The organism is Faecalibacterium sp. IP-3-29 (assembly GCF_023347335.1).
GTDB classification, from domain to species: domain Bacteria; phylum Bacillota; class Clostridia; order Oscillospirales; family Ruminococcaceae; genus Faecalibacterium; species Faecalibacterium duncaniae.
On record NZ_CP094471.1, the window covers coordinates 1,688,072 to 1,701,595 of the forward strand.

11 protein-coding genes and 1 tRNA gene are annotated in these 13,524 nt (G+C 56.2%); 2 read left to right on the forward strand and 10 right to left on the reverse strand.

What is annotated here, in order from left to right; genetic code table 11:
- Nucleotides 1-69 precede the first annotated feature (69 nt).
- Both MTP40_RS08070 and MTP40_RS08075 read left to right on the forward strand, forming a co-directional pair.
- Nucleotides 70-1,071, forward strand: a complete 1,002-nt coding sequence (locus MTP40_RS08070) for a virulence RhuM family protein (protein WP_186850778.1) — start codon at nucleotides 70-72, stop codon at nucleotides 1,069-1,071.
- Nucleotides 1,072-1,092: 21 nt separating this feature from the next.
- Nucleotides 1,093-2,775 (forward strand): recombinase family protein, encoded by a 1,683-nt coding sequence (locus MTP40_RS08075; protein WP_249259146.1) that lies wholly within the window; start codon nucleotides 1,093-1,095, stop codon nucleotides 2,773-2,775.
- Between the two features lie 148 nt (nucleotides 2,776-2,923).
- Here the strand turns inward: MTP40_RS08075 and MTP40_RS08080 are convergent.
- The 10 genes from MTP40_RS08080 to MTP40_RS08125 all read right to left on the reverse strand — a co-directional run bounded on the left by MTP40_RS08080 (nucleotide 2,924) and on the right by MTP40_RS08125 (nucleotide 13,429).
- Nucleotides 2,924-2,997 (reverse strand) — tRNA-Ala (locus MTP40_RS08080).
- Between the two features lie 72 nt (nucleotides 2,998-3,069).
- Nucleotides 3,070-4,305, reverse strand: coding sequence for a peptidase U32 family protein (locus MTP40_RS08085; protein WP_117504256.1), 1,236 nt, complete (start codon nucleotides 4,303-4,305; stop codon nucleotides 3,070-3,072).
- A gap of 143 nt (nucleotides 4,306-4,448) precedes the next feature.
- On the reverse strand, nucleotides 4,449-5,585 hold the full coding sequence (gene mltG / locus MTP40_RS08090; protein ID WP_249259147.1) for an endolytic transglycosylase MltG: 1,137 nt from the start codon (nucleotides 5,583-5,585) through the stop codon (nucleotides 4,449-4,451).
- A 13-nt stretch (nucleotides 5,586-5,598) separates the two neighbouring features.
- Entirely contained in the window at nucleotides 5,599-6,411 is an 813-nt protein-coding gene (locus tag MTP40_RS08095) for a GNAT family N-acetyltransferase (RefSeq protein ID WP_249259148.1), read from the reverse strand.
- 23 nt (nucleotides 6,412-6,434) lie between these two features.
- The gene (locus MTP40_RS08100) at nucleotides 6,435-7,103 is read right to left on the reverse strand and encodes a dTMP kinase (protein ID WP_097771764.1); all 669 of its coding nucleotides are present in this window, start codon (nucleotides 7,101-7,103) and stop codon (nucleotides 6,435-6,437) included.
- On the reverse strand, nucleotides 7,100-7,879 hold the full coding sequence (gene thyX / locus MTP40_RS08105; RefSeq protein WP_249259149.1) for an FAD-dependent thymidylate synthase: 780 nt from the start codon (nucleotides 7,877-7,879) through the stop codon (nucleotides 7,100-7,102). Before thyX ends, MTP40_RS08100 begins: the two co-directional genes overlap by 4 nt.
- A gap of 7 nt (nucleotides 7,880-7,886) precedes the next feature.
- A complete protein-coding gene (locus MTP40_RS08110) occupies nucleotides 7,887-10,535 on the reverse strand; it encodes an ATP-dependent helicase (protein WP_249259150.1) in 2,649 nt (882 codons plus the stop codon).
- Nucleotides 10,536-10,657: 122 nt separating this feature from the next.
- Nucleotides 10,658-11,866 (reverse strand): sodium ion-translocating decarboxylase subunit beta, encoded by a 1,209-nt coding sequence (locus tag MTP40_RS08115; RefSeq protein WP_156060954.1) that lies wholly within the window; start codon nucleotides 11,864-11,866, stop codon nucleotides 10,658-10,660.
- 15 nt (nucleotides 11,867-11,881) lie between these two features.
- Entirely contained in the window at nucleotides 11,882-12,238 is a 357-nt protein-coding gene (locus tag MTP40_RS08120; RefSeq protein ID WP_097771767.1) for an OadG family transporter subunit, read from the reverse strand.
- Nucleotides 12,239-12,403: 165 nt separating this feature from the next.
- Nucleotides 12,404-13,429 (reverse strand): rod shape-determining protein, encoded by a 1,026-nt coding sequence (locus MTP40_RS08125; protein WP_154277187.1) that lies wholly within the window; start codon nucleotides 13,427-13,429, stop codon nucleotides 12,404-12,406.
- Between the last annotated feature and the right edge of the window lie 95 nt (nucleotides 13,430-13,524).

Genomic DNA, 13,524 nt, shown 5'->3' on the forward strand with positions numbered 1-13,524 from the left:
TATTTGTCCCAACACAGTGGCAAGGTCTCCCCTTCCACTGTATTACATACACGGAACGAGGTGCTTAAAATGAATCGTCCAGATGACTCTCCTAAAAATTCCATTCTCATTTACACCACAGAAGATGGCCTGACCAAAATTGATACTACCTTTGACGGTGACACCGTCTGGCTTTCCATTGACCAGATGGCTGAGTTGTTCCAACGTGACAAATCCACAATTTCCCGTCACATCAAAAACATTTTTGCAGAGGGTGAGCTTGAACGAGATTCAGTTGTTGCAAAATTTGCAACAACTGCCGCAGACGGAAAGACCTATCAGGTCGAATTCTACAATCTTGACGTCATTATTTCTGTTGGTTATCGTGTCAAATCCAAACGAGGCACACAGTTCCGTATCTGGGCAACTGGCATCCTGAAGGAATATATGCGCAAGGGATTTGCGCTGGATGACGAACGCCTGAAAAATCTGGGCGGCGGTGGATATTTCAAAGAGCTGTTAGAACGCATCCGTGACATCCGTGCTTCCGAAAAAGTGTTTTATCGCCAGGTTCTGGAAATCTATGCAACCAGCATTGACTACGACCCAAAAGCAGAAATCTCCGTCCAGTTCTTCAAAAAAGTCCAGAATAAAATTCATTATGCCATCCACGGTCAGACTGCCGCCGAGGTCATTTACAACCGTGCAGATGCCGAAAAGGAATTTATGGGTCTGACTACTTTTGCAGGAAATCAGCCCACCTTACGAGAAGCTACCATTGCCAAAAACTATCTGAACGAGAAAGAGCTTCGCGCCATGGGACAGCTTGTTTCCGGTTATCTGGATTTCGCAGAGCGTCAGGCAGAGCGCGAACAGCCCATGACCATGCAGGATTGGGCCAATCACCTTGACCGCATTCTGACAATGAGCGGTGAGCAGTTGCTTGTCGGAAACGGCACTGTGACGCACAAGCAGGCCGTGGACAAAGCCACCACTGAATATCGGAAATACAAGGCTAAAACGCTCAGCGACGTGGAACAAGACTACCTGGATTCCATCCAGTTCTTAGAGCAGAAAATCGACAAGAAATAACGGTAGCCGTGAGGATTTCTTATGTCACAGGGAAAGACAAAAGTTTATATTTACACTCGTGTATCTACCACCATGCAAATCGATGACTATTCGCTGGATGCACAAAAGGCTCGCATGAAAGCCTATGCTGACTTCAACGATTACCAGATCGTTGGCGAATATGAGGATGCCGGCAAATCGGGAAAATCTATTGAAGGCCGTGCTTCCTTTTGCAAGATGATGGATGACATCAAATCCGGCAAGGATGGTGTTGCCTATGTGCTGGTGTTCAAGCTCTCCCGGTTTGGCCGCAATGCTGCCGATGTACTGTCTACCTTGCAGGTAATGCAGGATTTTGGTGTGAACCTGATTTGCGTGGAGGACGGCATTGATTCTTCTAAAGACGCTGGCAAGCTGATGATTTCCGTTTTGTCTGCTGTCGCTGAGATCGAGCGTGAGAACATCCGTGTCCAAACCATGGAAGGCCGCATTCAGAAGGCACGGGAAGGTCGCTGGAACGGCGGTTTTGCGCCTTATGGCTATCGTTTGGTTGACGGTGTGCTGCAAATCAATGAGGATGAAGCCCCTGCCATTCGTACGATTTTTGAGCAATATGTAAACACGGACACAGGTGCAAATGGTCTTTCCAAATATCTGGAGACCCACGGCTTTCAGAAACTTGCTCGTCAAAATGGCACCTCTCCCCTTTTCAGCGCAACATTGATTCGTGCCATCCTGAAGAACCCCGTCTACTGCGGAAAGATTGCCTTTGGTCGCCGTAAACTCGAAAAGATCCACGGCACCCGGAACGAATATCATCAGGTTCCACAGGAGAATTATTTGCTGGTGGACGGCCTGCACAAGGGCATCGTATCAGAAGAATTGTGGAACGCCGCACAGGTCAAGCTGTTGGCGCAGTCTAAACGATACGAACCAGTCAACCGCAGCAAGACGGAACAGGCGCATTTATTATCCGCCCTTGTCAAGTGCCCCATTTGCGGTGCTGGAATGTACAGCAACAAATGCACCAAACGAAAGAAAGATGGCACACCCTATAAATCTTTCTCTTATTACAGTTGCAAGCATCGCAAGATGCAGCGTGGGCAAAAATGCGATTTCAACAAGCAAATTCAGGAAGAAGTTCTGGACAACGCCGTGGTGGAGGTTATCATCAAACTGGTCAGCAATCCAAAGTTTGCCGCTATGATGCAGGAAAAGATCAACAGCAAAGTAGACACCACCGCCATTGAACAGGAAATTGTCGCCGCCGAAAAAATGCTGCGGCAGTATTACTCCGTCAAATCCAAAATCATGGAGGAGATCGACACGCTCGACCCGGATGAGCGCCACTATATCATCCGCAAATCTGACCTTGACGAGCGGCTTTACAAGATGTACGATAAAATCGAGGATGCAGAAAACAACCTGCTGGATGCCCGTGCAAAGAAACAGGCCATCGAAGCAGACAAAATCACCGGCGACAATATTTACAAGATTCTGCTCTGCTTTGAGAAGCTCTACAATGTTATGAATCCTGTCGAACGAAAAAAGCTGATGGAGCACCTGATTTCCGAAGTCCATATCTACCCGGAGCGTCAGTCCAACGGTCAGTGGCTCAAATCCATCAAATTCAGACTGCCCATCGTTGAAAAAGATATCGATCTGTGTTTGGACAACGAAAGTCATATCGAATGTATCACGGCATTTGTCCGCATGAAACCTTGATTTCTAGCACTTTCAAGGTTTGAAGAGCAGTAATTTTCCACCTTTGAACCGGCTCCAGATCCATCGGAACAGTCCTCACTGTTTCATAGAACTGCGAACAAGAAAACCGCCCTGCCGTATAGCTACGACAGAGCGGTTTTCTGCTGTATGGACTCGAAGGGAGTCGAACCCTCGACCTTTCGGATGCGAACCGAACGCTCATCCCAACTGAGCTACGAGCCCTCAACTGTCCTCTGACCACTAGAGCCAGAGGACATCGTTCATTTTGACTTTATTATTTTACTGCTTCTGGAATCATTTGTCAAGAGTTTCTACCTTCCGGCGAAGCAGACTCATGGGGGGCAGCTCCGGGGTGGGGATGGTGTACTTTTCCATGGCGTGGGGGGTGGATTCCACGCTCTCCCCTGCCTCGTTTTTGATCCACTCCGGGTGCAACGGGATGCTGCGGCCATCCGGGCAGAGCACCTCCAACGTATCCCCAAGGCTCCATTTGCCGCGCTGCTGGCAGGAGGCAACACCATTCTCCCAGCTTTCCACAGTGCCCACAAACTCCCACTCACGGATATAAGTAGCGCTGTCGGTTGCCTGACGGGCCTGCTCGCGGCCAAAGTAGAAGCCCGGGGAGTAGTGCCGGTGGCTGGTACGGGTCAGCTCGGCCAGAACGTCATCGCTCAGCTCAAAGTTATCGTTGAGAGGGTCGGCCAGATACTGATCCAGAGCCTTGCGGTAGGCGGCGGTGACGCTGGCGACATAGTAGAACGTCTTGGCGCGGCCCTCGATCTTCAGGCTGTCCACACCTGCCTTGCAGATGAGGTCGATGAAGGGAGCGGTGCACAGATCGTTTGCATTGAGGATATAGCTGCCGTTCTCATTTTCGCCGATCTCATACAGCTGGCCCGGGCGGGTCTCCTCGCTGAGGTAATACTTCCAGCGGCAGGGCTGAGCGCACTGGCCCCGGTTGGCATCCCGGCCTGCCATGTAATTGGAGAGCAGGCACCGGCCCGAAATGCTCATGCACATGGCTCCGTGAACAAACGCCTCGATCTCCAGCTCCGGCGGGGTCTTATCGCGCAGGGTGGCGATATCCTGCAGGCTCATCTCACGGGCCAGCACCACACGCTTTGCACCCATGTTGTAAGCGGCACGCGCAGCGGCCCAGTTGGTGATGCCGGTCTGGGTGGACATGTGGACATCGATCTCCGGGGCGAACTGCTTACAGGCTTCCAGCACACCCAGATCGGCCACGATAAAGGCATCCACACCGGCGGCAGCAGCAGCCTTGATGGCTTCGGGCAGACGGTCAGCTTCCTCATTGGTGGGCAGCGTGTTCATGGTCAGATAGACCTTGCGGCCGCGGGCATGGGCATAGATCACACCCTCGGTCAGCTGCTCCGGCGTAAAATTGGCAGGAGCCGACCGCATACCGAACTCCGGCAGGCTGCAATAAACAGCGTCTGCTCCATAGTTGATGGCATAACGCAGGCGCTCCAAGTCGCCTGCCGGGGCCAGCAGTTCCGGGATCTGTAACATAAAATCGTCCTCTCTTTTTAACACCCTCTCTGTCATCGCTGACGCGATGCCGCCTCACCGGATCGGTTTCTGCAAACCTGACTCCGGAGCCGCAGTTGGCACTCCCCTTGGGAGAGCTGTCAGCGAAGCCGACTGAGAGAGACTTACTTCTTCAAACTCTGATTGACTTCAGCCGCTTTCCGGCAGTTGGCCTGATGTTCAGCATAGGTCTTGGCGTAATAGTAGTGACCGGAAAGATCCGTAACAAAGAAATAGCAGTCCTTGACTTCCTCATCACACTGAGGTGCCAGAGCAGCCTGGATTGCGGCAAGGCCCGGGTTCGAGATGGGCCCGGCGGGCAGGCCGGTGCAGGTGTAGGTATCGTAGGCATTCCGGATGTTCTCGGGGATCTTCTCCCAGCCGCCATAATACGGAGCCACCCAGTTCCAGAGGTAGTTGTTGTCCTCATCGCTCTGGACATAGCTGGAGGTATTGCTCTGGAGCTTGGGGTAGGGCGAACCCTCGGCCAGACGGTTGCGGAACACCTGCGCCACATTGGAATCCTGATCGTTGCCCGCTTCCTCTTGCACAAAAGAGGCCAGTGTAATGACCTCGGGCAGGGTCAGCTCCTGCTTTTCCAGTTCCCTGTACATCTCGTCCGTAAACTGCTTATCGAAGTGTGCATAGAACGTTGCAACATAATGATGCACGGTATCGTCCGTCAAAAACTCATAGGTGTCCGGAAAGAGGTAGCCCTCACACTTCATAAAGCGATTGGGGGCATCGGCATCGTCTGGGACATACTGCCAGAAGGTGTACTCACTGAAATCTCCGGTGTTGGCTTCTTCCAGAAACTCCTCGGCAGTACACAGACCGGCTTCCTCCATTTTCCGGGCAATGGCAATGGCAGTGGTTCCCTCCGGGAAGGTCAGACGCACCGAATCCGCCTTGGCATACGTGGACAGCTCTGTGATCAGGCCATCGTAGGAATATCCGCCGGTTTGCAGCGTAAAATCACCGTACTGCAGTTTTCCGGCGGCACCCTTGTGCCCCACATACCAGCGGAACAGATAGGCCGAACGGATCACTCCAGCCTCCTTCAGCTCCTTTGCGATGGCAGCAACGCCGCTGCCCTGGGGGATGCTGACGGTCACCTCAGCACCCGGCTTTCCTCCATTGCCGCTGATCTCGTTATACGCAAACACGCCTGCCGCACCGGCTGTCAGTGCCAGCAGCAACAGCACGGCCAACAAGATCTTCAGCGCACTGCCTTTTTTCTTTTTCTGGTGTTTCTCTGCCATATCCACGTTCCTTTCAATCCATCATCAGGCGCATGTAGCTCTCCGAAACATCAAAAGGTTCTCCTTCAAAGCGGATGAGGCCATACTCCTGCCGGGTTCCCTCGCCCAGGAACAGATTCTGGGCAGCTCCCACCGTGATGACAGCCTTTTCCACAATGACCTCTTTCTCCCGGGCGGCTTCCATCAGCACCTCGGCGGCACGGTCATTTTCCGCCATCATCTCCACAAAGTAAAGGGTATCCTCCCTGCGGAAATAGATGCCGTAGCCCTGCTCACTGGACACGATGGTCGCACCACGGGAATACAGGTCCCGCAGAACTCCCCCCATCTGCTCCGGCGGCAGCTGAACGGTGTCAGGCCAGTATTTTGCCCGCAGCTCGCAGAGTTTTTTTGCCGTCACGGAATCGAATTCCGCCTGGCTCCACAGGTTGCGCTCCACCTCCCGGGGCAGGCAGCGCAGGGCAAAGGCTTTCTGGAAGCCTTTATCCTGCAGCAGCGTTGATTGTTCCGGGCTGGTGGGCACTGCCACCACAAAGCCTGCGCCCCGCAGTTTCTGCTGGGCGCACAGGGTATCCACCAGGCCCGCAAGGAGCAGGCTGCCCTGCCCGCACAGACCGAACAGATAGCTGCCCGGGCGGCCCTGCAGGGTCACCGGCACAGCCAGTGCCACAGCCTCAATGTGGTCGTTTTCCTCCGCGACGTAGACATTCTGCACCCCGGCAAAGCGTTCCACAGCGCCGCGGACAAACTCCTCCGTGTCGCCGCGCTGGGCCTGCCACAGGGCCAGCACCTCCGCCCAATCGGACGGCTGCATCAAACGGTACATGATATAGGATGCCTCCTTTTGTTTCAAATAACAGCGAGAGCAAGAGTTCTGACCTCTTCCTGAATATCCTCAATGCTCCGCATTTTCTCCCCTGCCGTGCAGTGGACGGTATCCCAGCCGAGGTGAGCAGCGCAGTATTCTGCCGCCCGGCGGCTGCGGGCCAGATATTCGGTGTCCTTTTCATGGACATCCTTCCTGGTCTCGTCGCCATGGTAGCGGGCAGTCATCAGCCGCTGGCTCACCGCCGGGTCAACCTGCAGATAGATCACCTTATCGGGCGCGGGCAGGCCCAGCAGGTGGTATTCATAGTCAAAGAGCCACTGCAGGAATGTGTCCCACTGCTCCGGCGGGAGTTTCGAGCACTGATGCACGGCATTGGAGGTGGTGTAGCGGTCAGCGATCAGGATGCCGCCTTCCTCGTAGAACTTGCCCCAGTCCGACTTATACCCCGCATAGCGGTCCACCGCATAAAAGCTGGATGCCGCGTAGGCGTTGACATCGTCAGGCTTGTCACCAAACTGCCCGGCCAGATACATCTTGACCAGCGCACTGGAATCACTGTCATAATCCGGGAAGGTGATCTCTCTTACCAGATGATCCGTCACCGTCAGGTGCTTTGCCAGCAGCTTAGCCTGCGTGCCCTTGCCGCTGCCGTCCAGCCCTTCCAGAACGATCAGCTTACCTTTGCTCATACACCAGCCTCCTGCTTGATGGCCTCATACTTTGCGCGGACTTCGGCAGTTCTGCCGCAGCACATCTTGCCCTCGGGGCAGGGGCCGCTGACACAGGCCGGGCCGGCCTTGGCAAAGATATGGGGTGCCACCGGGTAGACCAGCCGGAACATCTCCTCAGCCAGCTGACGGATCTCCCACTGAGCGCGGGAGCAGCAGCGCAGATGGAAGAAATTCTGCAGGCTGCGGGCGTTCATGGTCACGACCATCTTCGTCTCGCAGGCGTTGGGCAGCACAAAGCGGGCATCCTCGTTGGCCTGTTTGGAGGCCTTGGCACGGGCCTGCTTTTCCGGCATTCCCTCCGCCATCAGGCGGGCAGTGTGGCCGTCCTCCAGCTTTTTTGCAAGGTCCAGGTAGCGCTTCGCGTCCTCATCCATGCTCTCAAGAAAGGCTGCCTTTGCCTCAGGGATGGCCTCGATCTCCGGCGGGATGACATAGTGGAAGTCGTCCAGCCGGACATACCGCTGGCTCTGGACACTGAAGGATGCGATGCGATGCCGGGTGATCTGGGCCAGCAGCGTGCGGCTCACACCCTCAATGCCAAAGGTGAAGCTGGCATGTTCAATGGGGCTGGCATGGCCCAGGTCGCTGAGCATGGTCAGGAACTTGGCCGTCTTCTCCTCAGTCAGGCCGTCCAGCAGGTCGGTGATATGGGCATCGGAGTAGCAGAGCTTGGCCGCTGCTGCCACCACCTTTTCCGGTTCAGGGGTATATGCGATCAATCGAACGGTCATCATAGTTTTCTCATTCCTCCGTGATTTTCGTCAGCGGCGCAAAATTTGCCATGGTTTTCTTCACGCCGACCTTTTCAAAGTTGATCTCCACGATCTGGTCTCCGGCAGCGGCCTTGACCGCCAGCACCTTGCCCCGGCCAAAGACCTTGTGCTCCACAATGTCGCCCACCTCGTAATGTTTTGGGCCGGTGGATGCCGGGCGGGAAGCTGCCGGGCTCCCCGGAAAGCTCACGGGTTTGGATGCTGCCTTGGGGGCCGCGGGGCGGCCATAGCCCGCGCCAAAACCGGAGGAGCCGGACGCGCGCGGGGCGCTGCTTCCGCTGCCAAACCCGGAAGCACTGCTGCCACGGCCTGCATAACCGGAGCCGAAGCCGCCGCGCTCAGAGGCATTGTATTCATGGTTGAGGTAGCTGCCGCCGGTGCGGCCGCCGAAGCTGCTGGAATTGCGGCCCCAGCCGGACGCGCCGGAGTAGCCCGAGGCCCCGCCAGGAACGGTATCACTGTAACTGGAACCCCAGCCCATGGAAGAACGGCGTTCCAACGCCGGGCTGCGGGTCTCTTCTATATACTCAGGCTCGATCTCGCGCAGGAAGCGGCTGGGTTCGTTGCGCTGGGTGCGGCCGTAGAGCATCCGGGAGACGCTGTTGGAGATATACAGCTCCTTCTTGGCGCGGGTGATGCCGACATAGGCCAGACGGCGCTCTTCCTCCAGATCTGCCTCGGAGTATTTGCTCATCTCGCTGGGGAACACCCCCTCCTCCATGCCGATGAGGAACACATAGGGGAATTCCAGACCCTTAGCGGAATGGATGGTCATCAGGACCACCTGATCGGCGCTCTCGTTGTAGCTGTCAATGTCGCTGATGAGGGCGATATCCTCCAGGTAGCCTTCCAATGAGGCATCCTCGCCGTGCTGGTCGCAGTAGTTTTTGACGTTGTTGACCAGCTGGCTCAGGTTCTGCAGGCGGTCTGCCGCATCCTCGTGGCCCTTGGCCGCATCGGCTTCCAGCATGGCCTTGTAGCCGGTCACCTCAATGACATCCTGGGCAAATTCGTCCAGTGTCCTGGTTTCCAGCGATTCCTGCAGTTTTTCGTAGATCTGCCAGAATTTCAGCAGCGGCATCATGGCGCGGCTGAGTTTGGCGTATGCATCCGCGTGGGAGATGACTTCCAGCATACTGATTCCCTGCTGGGCGGCAAGGTCAGCGATCACATCGACGGTGGTGTTGCCGATCTTCCGGGCAGGCTCGTTGATGATGCGGCGCAGGCGCACATCATCCCGGGCGTTCGCCACGATGGACATATAGGAGTGAATGTCCTTGACCTCTTTGCGGTCGTTGAAGCGCTGGCCGCCCACGATCTTATGGGGAATGCCCGCGCGGGTAAAGTAGCTTTCGATGGGGGCCGACTGGGCATTCATGCGGTAGAGCACCGCATGGTCCGCCAGATGCCCGCCCTCTTTCAGGTGCTCACCGATGACATCTGCAATGTGCATGGCTTCGTCCTGCTCATTCTCTGCAGTGTAGACCTGCACCTTGTCGCCCTCGTCGTTCCGGGTCCACAGGGTCTTGCCCTTGCGCTCGGTGTTGTGCTGGATGACGCAGTTGGCAGCATTCAGGATATTTGAGGTGGAGCGGTAATTCTGCTCCAGACGGATGGTCTTGGTGCCGGGGAAGATGCGCTCAAAGTTCAGAATGTTCTCAATGGTGGCACCGCGGAAACGGTAGATGCTCTGGTCATCGTCACCGACAACGCAGATGTTCTTTTCCGGGCCGGTGAGCAGGCTGACCAGCCGGAACTGGGCCACGCTGGTATCCTGATACTCGTCCACCAGCAGGTAGCGGTACTTGTTCTGGTAGAACTCCCGCACATCCTCGTGCTCCGCCAGCAGCTGCACGGTCTGGTAGATCAGGTCGTCGAAGTCGAAGGCTCCTGCCTCCCTGAGCTTTTTCTCGTAGGCGGCGTAGACTTTGGCGGCAATGGCTCCCTTGGTGTCCCGGGCCGGGGTGCGCAGCGCCTCCTCCGGGCTGACCAGCTGGTCCTTCCAGCGGCTCATCTGGTTGATGGCGCTCTTGATCGGGAAGAACTTATCGTCGATGCTCAGTTCCTTATAGACCGCCTTCATCACACGCTGGGAATCATCGGTATCATAGATGGTAAAGCTGCGGGGGTAGCCGATGGATTCTGCCCAGCGGCGCAAGATGCGCACACAGGCCGAGTGGAAGGTGGAGGCAAACACCTCGTCCCCCTCTTCGCCGCCCAGCATATTGCGCAGGCGCTCCTTGAGCTCCCCTGCCGCCTTGTTGGTAAAGGTGATGGCCATCACGTTCCAGCTGCGGACAGCGTTCTGCCGCAGCATCCCGTCCAGCCAGGCGGGCGCATCGGTGCCGGTCATAATTGCCGTTTTCAGAGCCTTGACATCATCCTCGGTCACCTCACGGGGGGTCCAGCTGGAACCGTGGGCCGAGCCAAACCGGATCAGGTTTGCGATGCGGTTGACCAGAACAGTGGTCTTGCCGCTGCCTGCACCGGCCAGAATGAGCAGCGGGCCGTCGGTGGTAAATACCGCCTGCCGCTGCATATCGTTCAGGCGGCCAAACTGCTTTTCAATATAGGTATCGCGCAGAGCGCAGAATTCCTGTTGGAGACTTGCTGCCATTGTTTCACCTGTTCTTCTATAAAATCACTTACTTTATAAGTATATCACAATTCAAGAGGGTTGTACATAAAAAACCGCCCTTCCTGTACAGCACAGGAGGGGCGGCAGTGTTCAGATAAAGCTTAGCCGAAGATGTTGATCAGGATACCGGCAGCAACAGCGGAGCCGATAACGCCAGCGACGTTGGGGCCCATGGCGTGCATCAGCAGGAAGTTGGAGGGGTTCTCGCTCTGGCCGACCTTCTGAGAAACACGGGCGGCCATTGGAACAGCGGAAACACCAGCAGAGCCGATCAGGGGGTTGACCTGACCGCCGGTCAGGGCGTACATCACCTTGCCGCACAGAACGCCTGCAGCGGTACCAAAGGAGAAGGCGATCAGACCCAGCACAATGATGAACAGGGTGCGGCTGTTCAGGAAGGTGTTTGCAGAGGTGGTGCAGCCAACAGACAGAGCCAGGAAAATGGTGATGATGTTCATCAGTTCATTGCCGGCAGTCTTCTGGATACGATCCACAACACCGGACTCTTTCATCAGGTTGCCCAGCATCAGCATACCGACCAGAACGGCAGCATCGGGAACGATCAGAGAAACAATGATGGTGACCATGATGGGGAAGATGATCCTCTCGGTCTTGGACACGGTGCGCAGCTGCTTCATCACGACTGTGCGCTCTTTCTTGGTGGTGAGCGCCTTCATAATGGGCGGCTGGATCACGGGCACCAGAGCCATGTAGCTGTACGCCGCAACGGCAATGCTGCCCAGCAGCTCAGGTGCCAGACGGGAGGTAACAAAGATGGCAGTAGGGCCGTCTGCACCGCCGATGATGGAGATTGCAGCGGACTGCTTCTGGGTGAAGTCCACAATGCCGGTAGCAGCCAGCAGACGAGCGCCCATGTAAGTACCAAAGATACCGAACTGAGCGGCAGCGCCCAGCAGCAGGCTCTTGGGGTTGGAGATCAGGGGGGCGAAGTCGGTCATGGTGCCGATGCCCAGGAAGATCAGCGGGGGGTAAATGCCCAGCTTGACACCCATGTAAAGCATATCGGCCAGACCGCCGTTGTTCAGGATCTCGACCCACATCGGGTGCTCAAGACCATCACCAACGAAGTACTGCATATGGATAATGCCGCTGCCGGGCAGGTTGGCAAGGATCATGCCGAATGCCATGGGCAGCAGGATCAGGGGCTCAAATTCCTTCACGATGGCCAGGTACAGCAGGAAGCAGCCCACGCAGATCATGATCGCGTAGAGGTAGCCGCCCGGCTCACCGAACCGTGCAAAGCCGGAACTCTGGAAAATACCGACCAGAGTATCGATAAACTGTGTCATGTTTTTCCTCCTGTGTTAAAAAGGTGCGGTGGTGTCGTTGACACCAGCCTTGCTCCAGCCATTTGCAGCACGGCGCACGGCCTTCAGGGTGTACTTGCCATTGCCCATGGCATGGATGGCAGCCATAATTGCGGCAACCACATCGCCGGGAATGCCTTCCTCCACCACAGGGGCGGGAGCAGCCTGCTGCACGGGGGCAGCGGGCTTTGCGGCAGCCTTGGGAGCTGCAGGCTCCTTGGCGGCCTTCTTCTTGGCGGCCATACCGTCGAAGATCTTGCCTTCCAGCATGATGATGAGCATCAGCAGGACGAGGATGGCAAACACCAGCACGATACCGGTAATGGTGATAACCACATCAGAACCCAGATTCATGGTCTTCCTCCTAATAATAATTTACTCCGCACTCCGGAGCAGACCCCGGCGCGCAAAAAGCGATTTGAAAATATTATACAATATTTCCCGACCTGATTCAACAAGTATGAACAAAATTTTGTTGCAACTTTTCCAATTTCTTAACGAGCCGGGCCGGCACCCCATTTAACGGCGGCCCATGCGGGGGGTCGCATCCAGGAAGCCGGTCTCCAGCTTATCGTTCAGGCCCAGGCTCATGGCAGTGCCCAATGCCACGCAGTTCACGGGATCGGGCGAGACGGCCACATCCACCTTGAGCTCCTGGCTCAGGTATTCGGGCAGGCCGTGCAGCTGTGCGCCGCCGCCGGTCAGCACCACACCATTGCGGAAGATATCGCCTGCCAGCTCGGGCGGGGTCTTTTCCAGCACCTGATGGGCGGCAGTGCCGATCTGCTCACTCAGCATCATCACAGGCTCGTAGAGGTCGCTGGTGGAAACATTCACCTTGATGGGCAGGCCGGTCAGCAGGCTGCGGCCCTTGACCTCCATCGTCTCGTCGAAATCAGCCTTCTGGGGGCAGCAGGCAACGTTCTTTTTCAGCTGCTCTGCGGTACGCTGGCCGATGGCAATGCTGAACTTGTTGCGGACATGTTTCAGGATCTCGTCATCATAGTGGTTACCCGCCACACGGACACTGGTGGCCTTGACCTTGCCGCCCAGAGACAGGACAGCGATATCGGTGGTGCCGCCGCCGATATCAATGATCATCCGGCCATCGGGCTGGGTGATGTCGATGCCGGAACCCAGTGCAGCGGCAATGGGCTCATCGATCAGGTAGACCTGACGGGCACCGGCGGCCATCACGGCCTCCACCACGGCATCACTCTCAATGCCGGTGATGGCAGCGGGCACGCAGACAGCCACCCGGGGCTTGACCATGTGGGAGCTGTACACCTGATTCACAAACCGGCAGATCAGCTCCCGGGTCATGGTGTGGTCGCTGATGACACCGTCCTTCAGCGGGAAAATGGCGGAAATATAGTTGGGGGTGCGGCCTACCATGGCCAGGGCCTTGTCGCCCACCTCCAGCACGGAGTTCTTGCGGGTATCCATTGCCACCACGCTGGGCTGGTTGAGCACGACCCCCTGCCCTGCCTGTGCAATGATAATGGTCGTTGTGCCCAGATCGATGCCGATGTCATTCTGTGCCATAATGAAACGTTCCTTTCTCTGCTCCCCTGTTTTCTATCGTAAATGCCCGTTCGGGCGGGAAATCAAATCAATTCATATTGTAGCATAAGCCAGTA